The organism is Acidobacteriota bacterium, from assembly GCA_040754075.1.
Classification (GTDB): domain Bacteria; phylum Acidobacteriota; class Blastocatellia; order UBA7656; family UBA7656; genus JBFMDH01.
Map to the genome: position 1 here is coordinate 1 of JBFMDH010000034.1, position 20,256 is coordinate 20,256.

At 49.6% G+C, this 20,256-nt stretch carries 17 protein-coding genes; 3 read left to right on the plus strand and 14 right to left on the minus strand.

Annotation, left to right across the window (positions count from 1 at the left end; all coding sequences use genetic code 11):
* Positions 1–170: 170 nt before the first annotated feature.
* On the minus strand, positions 171–1,586 hold the full coding sequence (locus AB1757_26050) for an AarF/ABC1/UbiB kinase family protein (GenBank protein MEW6130524.1): 1,416 nt from the start codon (positions 1,584–1,586) through the stop codon (positions 171–173).
* 205 nt (positions 1,587–1,791) lie between these two features.
* Between AB1757_26050 and AB1757_26055 the strand changes: the two genes are divergently transcribed.
* The gene (locus tag AB1757_26055) at positions 1,792–3,294 is read left to right on the plus strand and encodes an RNA polymerase sigma factor RpoD/SigA (GenBank protein MEW6130525.1); all 1,503 of its coding nucleotides are present in this window, start codon (positions 1,792–1,794) and stop codon (positions 3,292–3,294) included.
* Positions 3,295–3,372: 78 nt separating this feature from the next.
* Here the strand turns inward: AB1757_26055 and acpS are convergent, their stop codons facing one another.
* The 6 genes from acpS to AB1757_26085 form a co-directional block, all read right to left on the minus strand.
* Positions 3,373–3,750 (minus strand): holo-ACP synthase, encoded by a 378-nt coding sequence (gene acpS, locus AB1757_26060; protein ID MEW6130526.1) that lies wholly within the window; start codon positions 3,748–3,750, stop codon positions 3,373–3,375.
* Positions 3,751–3,811: 61 nt separating this feature from the next.
* A complete protein-coding gene (gene rnz, locus AB1757_26065; GenBank protein ID MEW6130527.1) occupies positions 3,812–4,735 on the minus strand; it encodes a ribonuclease Z in 924 nt (307 codons plus the stop codon).
* A 37-nt stretch (positions 4,736–4,772) separates the two neighbouring features.
* Entirely contained in the window at positions 4,773–4,997 is a 225-nt protein-coding gene (locus AB1757_26070) for a hypothetical protein (GenBank protein ID MEW6130528.1), read from the minus strand.
* A 163-nt stretch (positions 4,998–5,160) separates the two neighbouring features.
* A complete protein-coding gene (locus AB1757_26075) occupies positions 5,161–5,736 on the minus strand; it encodes a hypothetical protein (GenBank protein ID MEW6130529.1) in 576 nt (191 codons plus the stop codon).
* 157 nt (positions 5,737–5,893) lie between these two features.
* Positions 5,894–6,601 carry a hypothetical protein gene (locus AB1757_26080; protein MEW6130530.1) on the minus strand — a complete coding sequence of 236 codons (708 nt, stop codon included), beginning with the start codon at positions 6,599–6,601 and terminating at the stop codon, positions 5,894–5,896.
* Complete coding sequence (locus AB1757_26085; protein MEW6130531.1) at positions 6,586–10,965, minus strand: hypothetical protein; 4,380 nt, start codon at positions 10,963–10,965, stop codon at positions 6,586–6,588. The genes AB1757_26080 and AB1757_26085 overlap by 16 nt, the downstream gene beginning before the upstream one ends.
* Before the next feature lie 720 nt (positions 10,966–11,685).
* Here AB1757_26085 and AB1757_26090 point away from each other — a divergent pair.
* Positions 11,686–11,919: a DUF1573 domain-containing protein gene (locus AB1757_26090; protein ID MEW6130532.1), complete on the plus strand. Its 234-nt coding sequence runs from the start codon at positions 11,686–11,688 to the stop codon at positions 11,917–11,919.
* Positions 11,920–11,949: 30 nt separating this feature from the next.
* Entirely contained in the window at positions 11,950–12,774 is an 825-nt protein-coding gene (locus AB1757_26095) for a hypothetical protein (GenBank protein MEW6130533.1), read from the plus strand.
* 106 nt (positions 12,775–12,880) lie between these two features.
* Here AB1757_26095 and AB1757_26100 read toward each other — a convergent pair whose 3' ends face one another.
* The 7 genes from AB1757_26100 to AB1757_26130 all read right to left on the minus strand — a co-directional run bounded on the left by AB1757_26100 (position 12,881) and on the right by AB1757_26130 (position 20,082).
* Entirely contained in the window at positions 12,881–13,573 is a 693-nt protein-coding gene (locus AB1757_26100; GenBank protein MEW6130534.1) for a gamma-glutamyl-gamma-aminobutyrate hydrolase family protein, read from the minus strand.
* Positions 13,574–13,905: 332 nt separating this feature from the next.
* Complete coding sequence (locus AB1757_26105; protein MEW6130535.1) at positions 13,906–14,931, minus strand: zinc-dependent alcohol dehydrogenase family protein; 1,026 nt, start codon at positions 14,929–14,931, stop codon at positions 13,906–13,908.
* Between the two features lie 218 nt (positions 14,932–15,149).
* Positions 15,150–16,328: a P1 family peptidase gene (locus tag AB1757_26110; protein MEW6130536.1), complete on the minus strand. Its 1,179-nt coding sequence runs from the start codon at positions 16,326–16,328 to the stop codon at positions 15,150–15,152.
* Between the two features lie 106 nt (positions 16,329–16,434).
* The gene (ispH, locus tag AB1757_26115) at positions 16,435–17,385 is read right to left on the minus strand and encodes a 4-hydroxy-3-methylbut-2-enyl diphosphate reductase (protein ID MEW6130537.1); all 951 of its coding nucleotides are present in this window, start codon (positions 17,383–17,385) and stop codon (positions 16,435–16,437) included.
* 39 nt (positions 17,386–17,424) lie between these two features.
* Positions 17,425–17,832 carry a nuclear transport factor 2 family protein gene (locus tag AB1757_26120; protein ID MEW6130538.1) on the minus strand — a complete coding sequence of 136 codons (408 nt, stop codon included), beginning with the start codon at positions 17,830–17,832 and terminating at the stop codon, positions 17,425–17,427.
* A gap of 153 nt (positions 17,833–17,985) precedes the next feature.
* Entirely contained in the window at positions 17,986–19,158 is a 1,173-nt protein-coding gene (locus AB1757_26125) for a glycosyltransferase (protein MEW6130539.1), read from the minus strand.
* Between the two features lie 243 nt (positions 19,159–19,401).
* On the minus strand, positions 19,402–20,082 hold the full coding sequence (locus AB1757_26130) for a lysoplasmalogenase (protein ID MEW6130540.1): 681 nt from the start codon (positions 20,080–20,082) through the stop codon (positions 19,402–19,404).
* Positions 20,083–20,256 lie beyond the last annotated feature (174 nt).

The following is a 20,256-nucleotide window of genomic DNA, read 5'->3' on the forward strand; positions in this document are numbered from 1 at the left end:
GCTAACATACGGGCTCGAGGCACCAAGGGAGTCCGACCTGATTGACGCTGAGACTTCAAAGAGCATACTCCGACTCGATCCATTTTTCATCGTTGGTTGTGAATCAACCATTCATGACAGCTAACATGAATTCGGCGTCAGCCGCCCGAATAAAGGGCATCAAAATTTATTCAATCGCCGCCAAGATAGAGGTCATAAGCCATCTTTGCCATTGTCCATAAACGATTCCATTCAAATTTTCCTGTGCCGATTTCTTTCAAATAATCCCAAGCCATCTGTCTTAACTTTGACGATTCGCGCCGGAAAAGCATATCGCGCACATAAGGCTTGGCGACTTCAAAGAAATTAAAATCGGGATTCATCACGATGCTGACGCCTTCAAGGGTCATCAACGCCCGCATCAAATAAGTGAAATGCGAAGGCGTGGTAATCGGATGCTGATAAATCACCGGCGCTAAATCATAAGTGAGTTCTTTGAAGCGCACCTCTTTTAACCGGAGATTGAGTTTACGTTTCATCACATCCGCGACGACGGCGCGAATCGCTACGGCATCGGCTTCGGGCGCAAGAAATCCGAGGTCAATCATATCCTGCACCAGCCCTTGCTCATCGCGATTGTAGAGGTGAAAAAAGGCTTCGATGATTTTGCGTTGCACAATGTCGGATACGCGACCGACCATGCCGAAATCGAAAATCGCCAACCGCCCGTCAGCCATCACCAGCAGGTTTCCCGGATGCGGGTCGGCATGAAAAAAACCGTCTTCAAAAAGCTGTTTGAAATACGAGCGATAAATCAATTCATTCAAACGTCGCGGGCTGTGACCGCGCTGGCGCAGTTCATCAAGGTCGGTCACTTTGGTTCCGGTGATAAATTCCATGACAATCAAACGGCGTCTCGAAAAGGCGCGATAAATCAAGGGAACATGAATCGTCCGCCATTCGCGGAAATTATGTTTGAACTGCTCGGCGTTCGAGGCTTCGCGACTGTAATCCATCTCTTCGTGAATGACGCGGTCAAATTCATCAATCGCGCCGAGCCAGTCGGTGCCGGGAAAAAGTTTCGGGTAATGCGCCATAAACCGCGCAATCCAGCGCAGCAGTTCCAAATCATAACTGACTGCGGTTTCAAGATTGGGGCGTTGAACTTTGACCGCGACGATTTCGCCGGTATGAAGTTTGGCGCGATAAACCTGACCGAGACTTGCCGATGCCACCGGCTGTTCGCCGATTTCGGCAAACACTTCGTTGACCGGTCGCCCCAACTCACGTTCAATGATTGCCATTGCCTGGTGGTTTGAAAACGGCGGAACCCGGTCTTGCAGGAAACTCAGTTCATCGACGTATTCAATCGGTAAAAGGTCTGCGCGGGTCGCCAGCATCTGCCCGACTTTAATAAATGTGGGTCCCAGATGAATGAGGCGGTCGCGCAACCTGGCGGCTTGATTTCTCAGCTTTTGTTCACGTTTTTCGCCTTTTTTGCCTAACCAGTTTTTCGATTCGAGATAAACCGTCAGGGCGAACATCAGAAAAGTTCGGGCAACAGTGAGGCGGCGCACCAGTCGATAAATTTTCCCTTTGGGCTGCACGAGTTTTATTCTAACCAGCCTGCGAGGCGCACTCCAGACAATTTCTAAATTAGACTCAGTATAAGTAATTTGCGTCTATTCAATAATTTTTTTTAATTTCCTAATCTTTCCAGGCGTTTGGTAAGATTCAAAACGTATAAATAAGATCGGAGAACCGGCGTGCACACGACGTAGGCGACTTGCACGGGGCTAGCAAGGAGCGGGTATGAAAAAAGATATTGATGAGCTTTTTGAAAACAACTTTGCAGAAAAAAATATAGACGAAGAAGCCTCAAATGATTCGTCTGATGAAATTACACTTGAAGAGCAAGGCTACGACCCAGACACCGCAGACTTGCTGAAACTTTACCTCAGAGAAGCCAGCCGCACACCGATGCTTGATGCAGCCGGTGAAATCGCGGCGGCTAAACGCATTGAAAGAGCAAGAAATCGGTTCATGAGATTGCTTGCTCGCTCACCGATTGTCGCGGAATATGCAATCTATCTGCGACGCGCTTTCGCCGATAACAAAGAAACCGCCTCGGACATCATCGAACAAATCAAAAGCGACAGGTTTTCGCAACCCTCTATTGATGCGCTCGACCTGGCGCTTGAAGATATTGAAATCGCTCACCTCGAACTCAATTCACCGAGACGCAAACCGGCGAAACGATTTCTCAAAAAATATGCGAAAACTTACGCAACGCGGCAGCATATCAAATTGCATCGCGCCGTAAGAAATCTGGTCTTCACACCGGCAACCGAACGTCATGTGGTTAAACTATTGGAAATCGCTGCAAACCTCGCTTCGTCGTATGTCAAAAAATCGCATGAACGCTCAAGCCATAAAAAAACGGTGACTCTGGATGAACTTCACGTGAGTCACGATGGCGCGTTTGCTGTGGGACCGCTGGTTGCCAAAGCCATTCTTGAAAATCCGAACGCGGCAAAAACCTTCGTCAAACTTTCGCAACGGGTGAATGCGGCGGCTTACGAAATGAGCAACGCCAAACAGCGCATGACCGAATCCAATTTGCGTCTGGTGGTTTCGGTGGCGCGACATTTCAACAATCGTGGGCTGGCGTTTCTGGATTTGATTCAGGAAGGCAACATCGGCTTGATGCGGGCGGTGGAAAAATTCGACTGGCGCAGAGGCTTTCGTTTTTCAACTTATGCGATGTGGTGGATTCGTCAATCGATGGCGCGCGCCCTTGATACGCAAAGCCGCATCGTCAGACTTCCGGCATCAGAGTTGGAGTTGATTAACAAAGTCACCAAAGCGGCGCGTTCCATGGGCGAAGAAAAAGCCGCTGACGTATCGAATCATGAAATCGCCGACAAACTCAACATTCAAGCCGACCGCGTCGGTGAAGCCAGAGGTTTTGCGCAACAAATCATTCCGCTCGATGTCGCGGCAAATGACAACGGCGAATCTGCCGTAGCCTTCATTGATGATGGCGGCGGCAACAATCCGTTCAAAGCGGCGGTGGCGCGTTCCCGCAGAGACGCCATCAGCAAAGCCCTGGCGCGACTGACGCCACGCGAAGCCATGATTTTGAAACAACATTATGGACTGGAAACCGAAAGCGAACCGCGCACTTTGGAAGAAATCGGGCAGGATTTGTCTGTGACTCGCGAGCGCGTCCGTCAAATCGAAGCCGGAGCTTTTGCCAAGTTGCGGGAAATCGAAGAAGGGCAGATGTTGCGCGAATACCTGGCGGTTGGCTAACCCCATTGACAATGCCGGGCGCAAGTCAGTAAAAACAGCTAGCCCTGTCTCAATCGCTCGGCATTGTCCTATCCTTTTTTAAGACTCCAAAATCACCTGAGCAATAGCCAGTTCTTTGGAATGCGACAGCGAAACGTGAATGTGGCGCGCGCCTAAGGCGATAAATCGTTCAAGCGCCTTACCGGTTAAGTTAATCATCGGCTTTCCCGCTTCGTCATTAATCACCTCAATATCTTTCCAGGCGACGCCCTCAGCCCAACCGGTTCCCAGAGCTTTCATCGCCGCTTCTTTGGCGGCAAAACGCGCGGCAAAGCTGGCGAATTTTGAAGCCCGCGCTTCGCAATAAGCGATTTCATACGGCGTATAAATGCGGTTCAGGAATCGCGTCGCGCCTTGCGCCAGATTTTCTTCAATGCGCACAATTTCAACGATATCAATGCCAATTGCAACAATCATAATGTTGGTTTTTAGTTTCTGGTTTCTGGTTCTATTCAACTAGAAACCGGAAACTCTTTAATCAAACTTCAACTTCGAGTAAATCCTGTGCGAGGGTTACGTTTGCAAAAACGGCTTTGGCTTCATCAAGCAGCAAGGTTGCATCGGGAAAACGCGAACTGAAATGCGTAAGCAACAGATTGCGGGCTTGCGCGTCTCTGGCTACTTGTGCCGCCTGCGCCGCGGTTGAATGACCGAAGTGTTTAGCCTCTTCGACAAAGTCTTCGGTATAGGTGGCTTCGTGAATCAGCAAATCGGTTGCGCGCGCAAGTTCTACGGATGCCTCGCAAGGTCGCGTATCCAGACAATAGGCTGCCGATTTTCCGAGTCGCGCTGCGCCCAGCACATCCGCTGGACGCACAACCGTGCCGTCTGTAAGCGTCACCTCCTGCCCGTTTTGCAAACGTCCGAACAGCGGACCCATCGGCACGCCCAACTGCAAAGCCCGTTCGACATTGAACCTGCCGGGTCGCGGCTTTTCGCTCAAGCGGTAGCCGAGCGCAAAAATCCGATGGTCGAGCGCGATGGTCGAAACCGTGTAAGCGGCGGTATCAAACACTGCTGCGAGTTTGCCTTCGGGCAAATCTTTTTTGCCGTATTCAAAGACCTGTAGCGGATAATTAATCCACAAAATTTTCAACCGCGCCAAGGTGTCCAGATATTCGCGAATGCCGGGCGGACCGACAACCGTGAGTTCACGCGCGCGGCTATCCATTCCCATCGTTGATAGCAATCCCGGCAAGCCGTTGAAATGGTCGCCGTGCAGATGAGTGATGAAAATCGCCGCCAGCCGATTCGGACTAAGTCCGGCGCGGATGATTTGGGTTTGCGCCCCTTCGCCGCAATCGAATAATAGCCACTCGCCTTCGCGAACCATCGCCAGCGCGCTCACATTACGTTTCAAAGTCGGTTTTCCGGAACTCGTACCCAGCGGTATCACTTTCATCGCCTCAAAGATACCACAGCGAGTCAGGAATTCAGAATCAGGCAAAGACAGAAAGAATTGGGTGAGATAATCTTGAAAGTTTATCGGCAGGATTGCGCTTGATAAAAGCCATTAAAGATTTGCCATTCGTTCGGTGAAAATTTCCACTCAAGCGTTGTCGGCATAACTCGTCGATTCGCTCATCGCGTTTATTGAAAGTTTTTTGGACAGCCTTCCTGCAAAAAGGCATGATAGCTTCTGAAAAACTCTTTCTATCTGTCACTGTTATTCCAAGTGTACTCGCCAGATTAAGGATCATCTTGATCGGTAGCCATATGAAGTAATTCATGAATTATCGGGTAGCGCCCTAATGGATTTCTTGAAGCAGTGCCCTGAGATTAGGGCACTACCTCTCATTTGATTGCCTTGATTGACGCCAATAAAACTTATTTGGCTTCTACTGGAATAGAAAATACTTTCTCACTATTCGGATCAGGGCTAAAGATCAGCTGTTCTTTTTCATCAGGTTTCCAATAATAGTAAGCACGGAAATATCCGCTCTTCAAAGGAAAGGTGTTATCATAATACTCCTTTGCCGCCCGCTTCCCTTCTTCGCTGTCATCAAAAAAGAAGCACACACTGAGACGCGCTGTTTTCACTGCTCGCTCAATCATTTCTTTATCGCTGAAGATGGTAATTTGCAACTCTTCATAGGGAGAAAAGACAAAGGCTCGGAACTTGGGAGACAACTGTTTTATCGCTGTTCGGATATTCTCTTCGTTAAAATATGAAGGTTCCAAATACAAAAACACCTCACGTGTTTTTATCCCGTCCTTTGGAGGCGGTAAATATGCTACAAGCCACAACGGGAAATTAAAATCCTTCAGCAATTTCCAATCTTTTCGCTGAATGTTTGGATTTTCGTTTTGTCTATAATGGGCAGAACAAGTTGGCGGGTAATACAACCACCAAAAACTTGGATAAAAAAGCGTAAACAAAATAAATAGAGATTTTTTTTTCATCTTACTACTCCTTCATGACTGTCTATGACCGTTCACATAATTTTTTACACCCTCCATAACTATGGTTTTTAGTCACCCCATTAAATTTTGTTGCTGATGCTGGTCAACTATCTACTTTACTGACGCTGGTATTCGCCATGCTCAATTCGTAGTGGTTTTAAGAGTCACAATCTTTTTTAACTTGCCGGTACTTCTCAATTTGAAATAGCATCGGCTCAGAAGTAATTTCGTTGAACCAAAATTCCCCAATATTATGCCATCGCTCACGAAGTTCTTCTGCTTCCTCTATTGAATTATTCCAAGTGAGGACACTGATTTGAAGAAAATGTGTTCCGCTGTCTGGGTAGTCATCATCTTTTTCTTGATTATGCCCTGCAATCACCAAAGAAACATTAAGATTTATTTGCAAAGAACGCTTTGGAGCTAAAATAACAAACGCAGAATTAGGTTTGTTTTTATCGAAAGGTTTGTGTTGTCCTACAATCTCATACGACACATCATAGATTTGTTTATATCGCCCTGCTTTTGCACGTTCCAATGTATCAGCAACTAATTTCTTGAAAACGATATTACTATATTTGTAAAGTATCACTTTTCGCTGGCTTACATTTGAATACTTTAATTGTAATCTTAATTGAAGGCGGTCATGTTGACTCCCGTAAGGATTACAATATTTTTTCTTTAGTATCTTTATCGTGAGTTGCAAAGGGGTTTTAATTTTTCCTGTTTGCCACGGTTCGCTTAATAGTTTGGCAGAAACTTGCCCTCCATCCTTCAAGCCAAAATTAGTGAGACTAAAAAGGCTAAAAAAAGAAATTAAAATAAGTAAACAATTTCTTCTCATAAGCATCACTTTTTGAAACAAGCATCCAACTCTTCCCCGAATGGCAGGTGCGCTTGCCGACCAACGACTGCGCCACTCGCATCCAACGTCAAGCGCGCGCTCAAGCGGTCGCTCACATAGTAGCGCGTCACCGATGATGAGAACCGCGCTATCAACCGACTCCCCGAATAAATATTTTCACTGAGCAAGCCGCTGGTCGCCGCATCGTACTCGGCAATCACTTGACCGCCTTCCCACACCGCGTGCGTCACGCTCGCGCCAATCGCTTTCTTGATGCGCCGGTTGTTCGCGTCATACGCATAGCTCGCCGTCGCTCCGCTGTCCACACTCGCCAAGCGATTCTCGGCGTCGTAAGTGTAGCTGTGCGCCCCGTCACTGGTCACATTGCCGTTGGCGTCATAGCTGTAATTCTTCGTCACCCCGCTGGTCGTCACGCTCGTCAGTCGGTTGGTCGGCGCGCCGCCGCTTTGTTGTAAGGTGAGTGATTGAATCTGCGTGCCGCCGCTTGTCGCATCATACACCGATGTGCGATTGCCCCAGCGGTCATAGACGAAGCGCCGTTGCGCCGTCACCGTGTTGGTCGTTTGATTAGAAGTCACCAATCTGCCGAGATTGTCGTAGGTGTACGCCGCGCTCTCCGCCGTCGCATCAATCGTCCCGCTGATTGACATGAGTTGTCCGCTGTTGCCAGCCGTTGACCCTGCCCCGCTCTGTCCCGCCGATGCCGAATAATCGTAGGTGAGGCTCATCAATGAAGTCGCGCCTTTGGTCGCCGTCTGCGAAGTCAACTGCAAACGATTGGCGTCATACCCGTAAGCTTCAACCACGCCGTTACCCAAGGTCAACCCGGTCACTTGCCCGGCGACGTTATACCCCACTCCGCTCAAATAATTTGCCGATGCAGCGTCCGTCAACGACGTGAGTCTCCCGACGCTATCGCGGTTGATGTTCACCACCCGCGTCGAAGGATAGGTTATCCGACTCCGCACATCGCCCGCCCCGTATTGATAACTCGTCGCATAACTCGCGCTATCTATTGTCCGCGTCAGCGAACTCAATCGCTTGTAAGTGTCATAGCCATAACTCTCTTGATAGGCATCCCAAGCCGCAGTCTTACTCACTGATAACAACAACCCGTTGGTCGCGCTCCCATTCGTGTTGTCAAACGTGTAGTGTACTCCGGATGTCGCCGCCACTCCGCTCGCCCCGCTCGTGTTGTAACTCACGCTCGTCAAGCGATTGAGGTTGTCATAGCTATACGTCGTAATCACCCCGCGCGCATCCGCGCGCGTCTGCACCGCATGAAAATCGGTGTAGGTGTATTTCATCGTCCATAACGTCCCTGTGCCATCGTTTATCGTCGCCGTCTGCTCAGGAATTTTTTCATAGAGCATTCGCCCCAGCGCATCGTACTTCCACGCTCGCGTTTGACTGCCTTGACTCACCCCCGTCAATTTATTCAACAGATTGTAACTGTAAGTCGTCTCCTGATTGAGCGCGCCACTTGAGACATCCTGCTCGGTGACTTTCGCAAGTCTGCCGAGTCCATCTATTTCGCGTTTGATTTGCCGCCCGACTTGATCGGTCAAGGTCATCGCCGCGCCGCTATAAGCGGTTTGCACGGTTTGCGAATCGGGCAAGGTCGCCACCGTCACTCTGCCGAGCGCGTCATATTGATAAGCGGTTGCGCCGCCCGGCGAGCCGCCTGCCGTAAACGGATTGGTAACGCTTGCGACTCTCGACAACGCATCATAGGTCGTATTCACTTGCCCGTTATTCGGGTCAACCTGTTGCTTGGTTCTGCCCCACCCGTCAAAGCTAACCGTAGTCGTTCCCTGTCCCGTTCTTGCCGTTGCCACAGTCAGATTCACATCATCGTAAGTTGCGGTCTCCTGGGTCCCGCCCGGCAATTCTTTTCTGATCAATCTGAGCGCCGCGTCATAATAAAACCATCGCTTGCCCATATTGGCGTACTCGGTATACTTCGGCAAATCGGTGTTGAAATCGTAAGTCGTGTTACTGTCCAGATGCAATCCTTGCGGGTCGCCTTGCGTCACCGTCGGCGGATTTGCCCAGTAATCGTTCGACGCAAAGGTAAACACTTTCTGTTTGCAACAAGTCACCTGTTCCTGAATCACATTGCCCATGCGGTCATATTTTCTGAGGCGCGTCGGCAACGTCGTGTTGTTGGCAATATCCGTCCACTGCGTTATGCCTGTGACATTGCCGCGCAACGTGTAGCTGGTGGTATATTTCGCCGAATCGTGACCGGGTGGTTTCGGCGCGCGATCCTGCATGCCGCCGGTTGCCGCATAATCATCGTAAGTGAACGATGTTTTCGCAATCAATACATCATCCGCGTCATTGGTGTTTTCCAATGCGTCAAACACTTCGGTCAACGTTACCAGGCTTCTGAGATAGGCATCCAGATAAACTTGATCGGTTTTGTAGGTGAGACGGGTTCGCCTGCGAACTTGCCAGTTGCCGCTGATTGGCGAACCATACTCGCGCTTGTTGGTGACATTGCCATACTGGTCATAATCGAAATCCACTTTGGTCGCGCTGTTGGTGTCGTCATAAGTGGTAATCGTTTGCGGTTGCACATTGCTGCCGCCGTCTGTCGTATAAGCGGTTACGGTTTTTGAGTAGGAGATTGAATTTTTAGTGATTTCGGTTTGCGTCAATAACCCGTTCGCCGGTATTGAGCTATTAGTCGAGCGCGTCAATATCAGATTCGATGAATCGGGTCGGGCAATCGTAAAGGTCATCGTTTGCGCGATGGCGTCCGTTGAACTCGAATAAGTGTAAACCCCGGTTGAGGTATTCGGGGCGCTCTCTGTGCGTTGGGTAAACGCGGGCGCATCGGTAAGCGACGTGCTCCCAACCGTCGGATAATTGAAATTGACCGTCGCGTTTTCGTTGCCGTCGCTGATCGCGCCATTGGCATCTATGCTCATCTGCCGCCGCATCGAAAGCGTGTGCATCATGCCGTAATCGGAATAAGTGAACAGATAACCCGCGTTCGTTCCCGGAAAATAGATATGCTTCAATACCGCGACGCTGCCGCCTGGCGCATTTTCGACCGTTAGTCCGCTAAAGGTATAACTCAAGGTTCGCGTTTCATAATCGAATTGCGCGATGGTGCGGGTCACAGGGTTTTGCGCCGTGCCGCCATAACCCGGCGCGGTAATCGAAATCAATTGTCCCGACGCATCATAGTTGAATTGAATTTTTCTGCCTTTGGTATCGGTGACAAAATCAATCGCCAGCGGCGAGGCAACGCCGTACTTGTAAGCGATTTCAATATAATTGCCGTTTGCATCGGTTATTTGTTTGGGCAACAGCCGATTGTTATAGGTATTGAAATCAACCTTGGTGCCGTCGCTGTAATACAACGCGCCATTGATGGATTTGCCAACGTAAGTAATATGCGTTCCGTCGGTGGTTTGATAAGTCGTCGTCACTGACCCATTGCCGGTGCCGAGATAGTGCAGGGTGCCATCCGGGTCAACCAAAACAAATTTTGTGCTGGTGCCGGTTCCATAAGTCACAATGCGCCCGAAACCCAATGAAAAACCGGCAAACGGATTGCCGCCAATCGGACTAAAGGTTACATAATTGCCGTGCCGCGACCACACGCGAGAGTTATAAAACAGATTGAGACTTGCGCCAATGCCTCTGCCGCCAAGTCCGATTAACGGCGTTGCAAAATTAAAATTGCTGCCTTCGGGCAACACCGAGCCAAGCGCCATCGGTTCAAGCACACGATTGCGCGGATTGCCTGTAAGGTTGCGCGCTTCGCTCCACATCTCATCGAAAGGAAAATCGGTTCCCGCGTAACCGCCGCCTTGCGCCTGAGCCGTTGGCATGAGTTTATCAACCAAGGCTGGCAGAATTGCCCCGACACCGGTGGACTCCGCATCGCTCAACGCATCCTGATCATTTTTCCATTCCCTATCGTTTTGTTTGGGACGATTGCCGGGTCGCACTAACACGGTTGCCGACGCTTGCGCGGTTCCGGCGCGGCAAATGATACGGCTTTGTCCCGATTCGTTAAAGGTCGCTTTGCCGGTATCATCAATGTGAATTTTTTCAGGACTAGCGGATTCCCAAGTGAAGACTACGCCTTGAATGACTTGCCCCTGCGCATTCAAACCGACGGCATCGAATTTCAATGCATCGCCTTGATAAGCCACAAAGCGTGATGGCGATAGGCGAATTTGCGCGACCTGGGCGAGGCGGTCATCAAGCGTCTCTTCACGCTGCGCGGCAGGAGAGCCAAATACATATTTGAGTATCGAAGCCAGATAGCTAACCGGCGAAGCGACGGAATTGAAAGCCGATGAAGCAACCACCGGCAATTGATAAAAGGCTTGTGAGGACATCGGCAACAGCAACAGACTGGCGACCAGAATCAGGCAAACCGTTCTTCTGATAGCGGCGCGTGAAAATTTATGGATTAGAAATTGCAGGGGGAGGGGTATGAGATTGACTACGCGCAAGCTTATTAAGATTAAATTTCATGCAAGTCTCCTTTTGCAGATACGAAGCGACATCATCAACTTTAGTAACATCCGGCATTTGTATTCGGAGTAAAAAGACATACCGAAACCTTATTGTTCACTTCAATCTAAAAAATCTGTAAGGGATAGTTAAAATTTATTTCCATCTGTCGGCAAAATCGCTTATTGCCATGATGCACGGGATACAATATCAACGATTGGCTGAGATTGTTTTCAGGTCTAAACGCAAGAACGACGTTAAGATATTCCCGGTTGTTAATTTTTGTCACCTGAAATTCCTGTAAAGCGAATATTCGATGTGCGATTAACGTGGGACTTGCTTTGGAGTGCGGTGACTGGTCACCGCTTTTGTGTCATTTGAAGACAGATAGGTTTCTCTCAGAATCTTATTACATCGGAACCTAGATTTCTTGAGGTTGAGAGTTACGCCTTTAGGCGTGAGAGCCGGACGCTTCACGCCTAAAGGCGTAACTCTCAACTCCTGCTTCGTTTTTTCGGGGCGGTGAAAAAATCGCAAGACACTGGAAAATTGATTTGCTATACTTCCGACTTCTGTTACTCAAATCAACCCGGAGACATTACATGAAGTTAAAACTTATTTCTCTTTCGCTGGCTCTGGCGTTGGCATTTGCTTTGACCGCTGCGGCGCAGGAGAAAAAAGGTCCCAGCACCGCCAATGGCTCGCCGAAACTGGTGATTGATTCGCTCATTCACGATTTCGGCGAAGTGAAAGCGGGCACCCCGCTGAACTTTACTTTCGTCATTAAAAATCAAGGCAAAGCCGACCTGGAGATTACCAAAGTAGCGCCTGGCTGAGGTTGCACGGCAAGCGACTTTGATAAAGTCGTGCCTCCTGGTAAGGAAGGCAAAATTTCTCTCTCAGTTCCACACACCGAAGGCTTAGCCGGTGAAGTTGCCAAAGGCGCAACCGTCACCACCAACGACCCGGAACACGCAACCTTCGTGTTGACTTTGCGGGCGCGGTTTAAATATGAACCACCGCCGACGCCACCCGGCGCAACCCCTGCGCCCGAACCCGGAAGACATCTTGGTCCCTTGAGTTTGTCGCCTACTGACCGTTGGATTACCAGCATCCTCAAAGGCACGCCGTCATCCGGTACGATTCATATCTATAACAATGACAGCAATCCGATTAAGGTAAAATCGGCAACCGTTAGCGGCAATGAGTTCACCGCTAAACTGACGACCATTGAAGAGGGCAAACGTTACGAATTGTTTGTTTCTACGAATGCCGCATTGAAACCCGGTCAATATCATCAAACGGTCAAACTCACCACCGACAGCAAAGAGGTGCCCGAAGTCATCATTCAACTCGATGCGACGGTTTATTCGCATGTCTTTACAACGCCGACCAGTATCATCTTGCCGTTGATGCCAACGACGATTGAAGCATCGGCGGTCAATTTGCCATTCATTAACATTCGCAAGATTCGCGATGGCGGCTTGCAAATTAAAAAGGTGAGTTCCACCTTGCCGTTTATTCAGCCAACCCTGGTCACAGACGTTGAAGGACAGGTCTACAAAGTGACCCTGACTTTTAAGAAAACCAAAGGCATGGAAAAAGGCACGTACAAAGGCAAAATCATGATTGAAACCAACGACCCCGATTCACCAATGATTGAAGTGCCCATTCAGGGCGAATTCAATTAAACAGCCCGGTCAGATAAAAACAAGCGGCGCGAGTAATCATTGACGAGAATTCATCAATGATTACCCGCGCTGCTTGTTTTTTTTAACCATCCCGAAGTTGATGAGCCTATGAATTTTGCGCCAGGCGCGCCAACATGGAATAAATTGCCTCGCCGGTTTCGTCGGCTTCGGGATGCCATTCCACACCGAGCATATTTTTTGATTCAATGGCTTCGATGATGCCATCTGTGGAACGCGCCACAACGCGGAAATCCGCAGCCACTTGATTGACCGCCTGATGATGACGCGAGGCTACGATTGCCTTACGACCGAGCGCCGAAAAGAGCGATGAAGGTTCAGCTATTTTAATTTCATGCAAGGTTGCCTGATTGCTGTCACCGTGGTCGATGGCGTCAAGATGCGCCGCATAAATATCCTGATAGAGGCTGCCGCCAAAATGGACATTCATCAACTGCATGCCATAACAGACCCCAAGCACAGGCTTTGCTTGTTGCGCGAATATATCCAGCAACCGCCTTTCCCATTCGAGTCTTTCAATAGATTCCAGCGACGTTCGCTCGCTCAATGTTTCGCCGTAAAGTTCCGGTGGAATATCATCGCCGCCGGAAATCACCAGCGCATCACAAATTCCTAAGACCGCCTGGGGCGCAATTTCCGTCGACAGCAAAATCGGATGCCCGCCCGCTTGTTGAATGGCTTGCGAATAGGCGCGACGAATGTATAGATAATCGTGCCCCGCGCGAATTTTTTTTCCGTGGTCGAGACTCACAGTAATACCAATGACCGGCGCTTTGTTCATAACAATATAAAATTTACCACAGCGACACTGAGAAGAAAGGGAGAGAGAGCGCAAGAAAGGGAGAAGGGGAGAGAGAGAAAGAAGGGGAGAAGGGGAGAAAGGGAGAAGGGGTGATGGAATTTGTTTGGCGCTTATTTAAGTAGGCAGGAAAAACTTCTTTGACAAAAACTATTGGAATTTCTTAGGAAATTCGCGGTTTCGTGTCAAAGAACTTTTTCGGTTCTACTTAGCTCGCTGCATCGAATGCATTATTTCGAGATTTAGAAAAATTCAGACTGCAAGAAAAATCTCCCCCTCTCCCCTTCTCCCTTTCTCCCCTTCTTCTTCCGGGTTCAGCTAACTTTCAAAACTTTCGCGCCGCGAATCTTTTTCAGCTTGAGTTCAATCAATGCTTGATTAGCTTCGGCTAAGGCGTATTCTTGAATTTCCGGTTTAATTTGCATGGCGGCGGCGAGTTGCAGAAATTCGCTCACGTCGCGACGCGCCACATTCGCCACGCTTTTAATCTCTTTTTCCATCCACAGGTGCGTCGGGTAATCCAATTTGAGCAGCGCGTCTTTATCGCCTTCCTCTTTACGAATGGCGTTAATCACCAATCGACCGTCGGGCGCGAGATTTTCCAGGGCTTTCACAACCGGAAACCATGCAGGAGTGGTATCAATGATGGCAGGCAATTTTTCGGGCGCGGCATCTGCCGTATCGCCCGCCCAGATTGCGCCCAACTGTTTTGCAAACTCGCGTTCTTCGGCGCTGCGGGCGAAAACGAAAACCGGCGAGTTCGGATACTGAAATCGCGCCAGCTTTAAGACCAGATGCGCCGACGCACCAAATCCCGTGAGTCCGAGATTTTGTCCGTCTTTTAAATTCGCCAGTCGCAACGAGCGATAGCCGATGGCTCCGGCGCAAAGCAATGGCGCGGCTTGGGCATCGGTGAAGAATTCGGGAATGCGATAAGCGAAATGCTCCGGCACTGTCATATACTGAGCGTAACCGCCATTCATATCGCGACCTGTCGCTTTAAATTCGGCACATAAATTTTCATCGCCCGCAAGACAGAGCGCGCATTTGCCGCAAGCCGAAAAAATCCACGCTACGCCAACGCGGTCGCCGATGTCGAGAGTCGTCACTTCGCCTCCCTTCTCCACAACCCGACCAATGGCTTGATGACCGAGCACAACCGGCAGAAGCGGCGGCGCGCGTCCTTCGATTTCGTCGAGTTCCGTGTGACAGACGCCGCACACTGAGACTTTGATTAGTATTTCATTGTTTTTTGGAGTTGGCTGAGGAAGTTCTTCGAGACGCAAAGGCGCGCGATTTTCTTCAAGACTGCAAAGCTGATCAAGCACCATCGCTTTCATGAAATTACTCTCTTTACTTAATCAGGTTGCCAGTTGCCTAATCAAAGGAAATTAGCCTATGGCGTTACCACAGGTGTATGAGAACGCCCAATCAATCGCCCCCTGAATGGGCGCACCTATTCAGGGCGCGCGTGTGACAACCCTGCACATTCCAGCGGCTGCACCGCTGGCTAATCTCCACTGCGCCTCCGGCGCATTCCTAACAACTCGCAATCTTTTTACTTCGTCAAGCGATTATATTTTTTCAGAATCTCGCGCAACCTATCGTGCGGCAGCGCATAAACTTTGTTGCCATTAACCCCGGTCATGGTTTCGGCGGCGACCATCGCATTGACGATGGCTTCTTCGGTGGCTTGCACAGTAGCGCGAAATAGCGGATTGATTCTTTCATTCGGCAACATCTTGATATTGGCGACCTCTGCGGTCTTGGCGACTTCGGGATTAGCGGTTGAAAATGCGATAAAAATATCGCCCGATGAATTTTCGCCTCTGCCGCCCATCACGCCGATGCCTAACGCGACGCGCGTCACCAGCCGTTTCAATTGATGTGGCAACAGCGGCGCATCGGTTGCCACAACCACGATGATTGAACCTTGCCCGTCATCTTTTTTGCCCGGCTGCGGCAACAGGTCAGGAATTTCTTTGCCGACCGGAACACCGGCGATTTGCAATAAATCGCGACGACCATAATTTGCCTGCACCAGAACGCCGACGGTGTAACCGCCATCTTGCGCGATGAGCATTCTCGACGAAGTGCCGATGCCGCCTTTGAATCCGTGCGCAATCATTCCTGTACCGCCACCAACATTGCCTTCGGCAACCGCGCCCGATTTTGCCGTTTCTATCGCTTGAAAAACATGCTCTTTTTTAACGTGAAAACCATTGATGTCATTCAAAAACCCGTCGTAGGTTTCTGCAACCACAGGCAAGCTGAAATCGCCCGAATAGCCTTCGCCGGGATTGCGTTTGGCGTTCCATTCAATCACCGCATCGCGAACCACGCCGACGCTATGGGTGTTGGTAATTAAAACCGGCGAACCCAGACAGCCGGATTCTTCAAGCCAGGTGGTGCCGGTCATCTCGCCGTTGCCATTCAAAGAAAACCACGCGCCGAATACGCGCTCCTTGAAATTTTTGCCCTGCGGAAAAATTGCCGTGACCCCGGTGCGCACAGTACCTTTGCCAACGACAAGTTTGCCGTCGCCGGAAATCAAAGTAGTGTGCCCGACCTCGACGCCTTTGACATCGGTAATCGCGTTGAATGCGCCGGGAGTTCCTTCAAAGGGAACGCCTAAATCTCTGGCGCGAGGTTTTTGTTGTGCAGGTGAAGACATTGGAATACCTGAAAAACTCAAGAAAAGAACGAAAACGATTAATCGCCGGGAAGCTTTTTTCATTGCGCCCTCCAATGAGTTAATGCCGGATGAAGATGTTCACACAGAAGCGGTGGTGAACAGCGCGTCACTTTACATTTTCAATATTTGACTGCTCAGTTTTCTGCTTTCAATCTGCGCTGAATCCCACGGGTTGCAATTGAATCAATTCCTGTGGCAAAGCGAAATGGACATTCTCATCTTCGCCCGCGAGTTCAACAAACTGCGTTGCGCCAAGCTCGCGCAAATGCTCCAGCACGCGCTTGACGAGTTCTTCCGGCGCAGAGGCTCCGGCGGTCACCCCGACGCTTTCGGCAGCTTTCAACCATTCGCGTTGAATTTGGGTTTCGTCATCAATCAAATAAGCGGGTACGCCGTTGACCTTCGAGACTTCGCGCAGGCGTTGCGAGTTGGAACTGTTTTGCGAACCGACAACCAATAAAACATCAACTTCCTGAGCAATCGCTTTCACGGCATTTTGCCGGTTCTGCGTGGCATAACAAATATCATCTTTGGGTGGCGATTTCAGGTTGGGGAATTTTTGTTTCAACGCTTCGCTGATTTCCGCGACATCATCCATGCTGAGGGTGGTTTGAGTGATGCATACGACATCATCAGGGTTTTCAACTTCGAGGTGTTCGACATCGGCAACCGAACTCACCAGATGCATGGGCGCTTCGCCCATCGTGCCTTCGACCTCTTCGTGTCCGGGGTGTCCGATGAGCACGATGGATTTGCGGTCTTTGTGGTAGCGAATCGCTTCGAGATGCACTTTCGTAACCAGCGGGCAGGTCGCGTCGATGACCTTGAGATTTTTGTCCTCGGCAATTTCGTGAATTTGCGGCGATACGCCGTGGGCGCTGAACACACAGACATTGCCCGGCGGAACCTCTTCGAGACGATCTACAAAAATCACTCCGCGTTTGCTCAAATTTTCAACAACATATTGATTGTGGACGATTTCATGAAAAACATAGATGGGTTCGGGAAATAAATCCAAAGCCCGTTCAACAATATCGATGGCTCTTACAACGCCTGCACAAAATCCGCGCGGTTTTGCCAATACCACTTTTTTTAACATCCTTACCTTCGCTTTCTTACTTGAACATCTCGCAACCAATTACGCGACAGTGCCCATGTCATAGACCAGTTCGCGTGAAATTTTCCCGTCCCGCATCTCAAAGATATGCACCAGTCGCATATTAATTTTGCTGCCAACCGGAAAATGCCAGTAACCATCTTCGGCTACCTCGAAGGTGACAATGCTGTCATCGACCACGCGGTCTGCGGTTGCAAAGCGCTGAAGAAACTGAAACTGCACATCGCGCATGGAGGCAAACAATTGTCGATAATTCCGGGCAACTGCTTCTTTGCCGGAGAAGCGACGATTCAAGCCGTTCGGGGCAGGCGCTTCCCAAACGATGTCGTCGGTAAATGTTTCAAGCGCCGCTTCGACTTCATTGAGCGCCTCACTATGGAAATGGTTCTCTACTGCCGCAAGATTTTGCGCTACACCTTCACTATCCATTCAAGCGTCTCCTTATTATTTTTCGTCCGGTGATTGAACTTCAAATTGCAAGTATACAGAGTAAGCAATAGTTCGCTCAAATTTTTGGGAAGCCATCTTTCGCAATTCACACCTTTATCTGAGATAGGCTACCGGCAAAGTGACTTTGCAAAATCAACCGCTCCCCGGCTTCCCCTCTTCCCTTCTCCCTGTCTCAGTAAAGCTGCCATCGCTTTGCAATTTAAAAACCTGTCCATCCCATTCAATCCGGTTGCTAAAGAGCGCCGCGCACCAGGCAAGCAAGCTAACCGCATCACGCCAGGGCAGTAACCACAACGGTTTTTGCAAAACCGTGTCGCGCATCCATTGAACGCCAATCATCCAAACCGTGAGCCATCGAATCAACAAGGTTGCTGCCAGCAACATCAGGCTGCTTGCGGAAAACCCGACAACCACACAAACCAGCACTGCCAGCGGCACTCCGTAATTTAAAGCCCAGACAAAAAATCCTGCGGGACGTAACCGGCGAAGCACACGGCGACGGCGAATTTGTCGCCGCAGCATTTCAGTAAAAGTTAAAAGCGGCAACGGTTTTTCAACCGGATAATTGACCAATCGCACTTCGTATCCGGCGCGCGCGACGAGATTGCCAAGCGAAAAGGCTTCGGAAAAATGATTGCTGATGCTTTCAAAATCGCCGATGAGTTGGAGAATACTTTTCGTGGTTACGATGACGGTTCCAAGCGCGAAATCCAACCCCTTCGCCAGTCGCGCAAGCAACACCGCGATGGCGAGTTCAGGCATCTCCAAAGCTTCAATTTTGGCATTGAAATCGGGCGCTTCACTGTTGCGGTAAAGCGTCGTCACCATTCCGACCTGTCTTTCGGCAAGCGGTTCAACGATTGTGGAAAGAAAATCTTCGCGCACCCGGAAACGACCATCAACGATGATTAACTGTTCGTATTTGACCCGTTCCAACATGCGTTGCAGATTGCTGATTTTCGGATTCGCGGAATTTATTGACGGATGTTTGACAATTTCAATATCGGCATCGGGAAAGTTTTCCTTGAGGGTGTTGATGAGCGAAATCGCCGGGTCGTTCTGGTCACGAACACAAAATACCAGTTGATAAGGACAAGGATATTGTTGACGGCACAGGCGCGCATAATTTTGATAGACGCTTAAATCGGCTGCGGCAAGCGGAATCAATACCGAAGCCGGTTGGCATTCAATTTGTGGCGACGCGGTTCGCGTCAGAAAAAATTTCGCCGCTGCATAAAGCGCCAACAGATGAAAAGCGTTCGCCGCAATGACGCACCCTACCAGAATAATAATGATGATGAACATAAGGCTCATTCAAACGAGAGCTTACTTATATCGCGAATTTCTGCAATATGCGAATCAGATGGGATGGTGAATTTTTGCATTGCCCCCAAGGCAACCGCAGGTGAAGAAAAGCAGAAGATCTGACAACGGGTGAAGGATACGCGAAGCCATCTCGCCTGTGCGGGTTGGAGAAGCGGCGGAGAATCCGGCTGATGAGCGGTATCTCTTAAAACTCCTCAACCCCTGGCAGGCATTTGCCCTGGTTCAAGCGCGAAGTTTTTCACGCAAAAAACCGAAAGCAATCAAACATTGTCCGAGGTAATAGGTCACCCACACCGCATAGCCATTATAAGGAACCGGCATTTTGAATCTGCCGATGGCAATCAGGGAATCGGAAATCAGAAAAAGAATAGCGCCGAAAACGATTGAATAATGTGTAAATCCGGCAAGCGTCGCGGTAATACACATCAAGATAATCACACTTAAATAGATGAGCGCGGGAATGCGCATCTCGCCAAGTCCAGGCCACAGCCAGGCTGCCATCGTTGCGCCGTAAACCAACAAAGAAAGCACCAGCAGTTTGTGCTTACCGGTGACTGCGAGTGACGAATGAAAATTGCGCGTGAATAACCAGATGTAAAACAGGTGAGCGATTAAAAAAGCAATCAAGCCATAAAGAAATAAATCATTGCGATGTAAACCGAGCAAGACATCGCCTGTGCAGGAAAAGATAAATACGATTGCCAGAATCAAGCCATCGAGGGTTTTCAAAACCCGAAACGCCAGAAGCGCAATCGGCGCGATGCTCAAGGCTTTGATGACGACGCTGCCAGGGTAGGGTTGATAATCAACGGTGACCAGATAGAGCAGACTGCAAATCGCCGAAACCGCCATTAACAATTTGTCGAAGGGATGAAATTCGCGTCGTAGGGTGAGAGAAAGCACTGCGCTCAAAATGACTCCTTGGGTCGCTTAATAAAAACACCGGGCACGCCACTTATAGCATTCGATTGGCATTGTCTCAAGTTACAAGGTCAACGACCATAGCGAAATAACACAAATGCAACTTTATGGGATGCCAATGGAAATGGTTGAATGACCGGTTGCTCGGCGACGAGC

Bases quoted from the DNA above. Each gene is read 5' to 3' on its own strand.
- AB1757_26055 (MEW6130525.1), top strand. From the start codon at position 1,792: ATGAAAAAAGATATTGATGAGCTTTTTGAAAACAACTTTGCAGAAAAA.
- acpS (MEW6130526.1), bottom strand. From the start codon at position 3,750: ATGATTGTTGCAATTGGCATTGATATCGTTGAAATTGTGCGCATTGAA.
- rnz (MEW6130527.1), bottom strand. From the start codon at position 4,735: ATGAAAGTGATACCGCTGGGTACGAGTTCCGGAAAACCGACTTTGAAA.
- AB1757_26075 (MEW6130529.1), bottom strand. From the start codon at position 5,736: ATGAAAAAAAAATCTCTATTTATTTTGTTTACGCTTTTTTATCCAAGT.
- AB1757_26085 (MEW6130531.1), bottom strand. From the start codon at position 10,965: ATGTCCTCACAAGCCTTTTATCAATTGCCGGTGGTTGCTTCATCGGCT.
- AB1757_26090 (MEW6130532.1), top strand. From the start codon at position 11,686: ATGAAGTTAAAACTTATTTCTCTTTCGCTGGCTCTGGCGTTGGCATTT.
- AB1757_26100 (MEW6130534.1), bottom strand. From the start codon at position 13,573: ATGAACAAAGCGCCGGTCATTGGTATTACTGTGAGTCTCGACCACGGA.
- AB1757_26105 (MEW6130535.1), bottom strand. From the start codon at position 14,931: ATGAAAGCGATGGTGCTTGATCAGCTTTGCAGTCTTGAAGAAAATCGC.
- AB1757_26110 (MEW6130536.1), bottom strand. From the start codon at position 16,328: ATGAAAAAAGCTTCCCGGCGATTAATCGTTTTCGTTCTTTTCTTGAGT.
- ispH (MEW6130537.1), bottom strand. From the start codon at position 17,385: ATGTTAAAAAAAGTGGTATTGGCAAAACCGCGCGGATTTTGTGCAGGC.
- AB1757_26120 (MEW6130538.1), bottom strand. From the start codon at position 17,832: ATGGATAGTGAAGGTGTAGCGCAAAATCTTGCGGCAGTAGAGAACCAT.
- AB1757_26125 (MEW6130539.1), bottom strand. From the start codon at position 19,158: ATGTTCATCATCATTATTATTCTGGTAGGGTGCGTCATTGCGGCGAAC.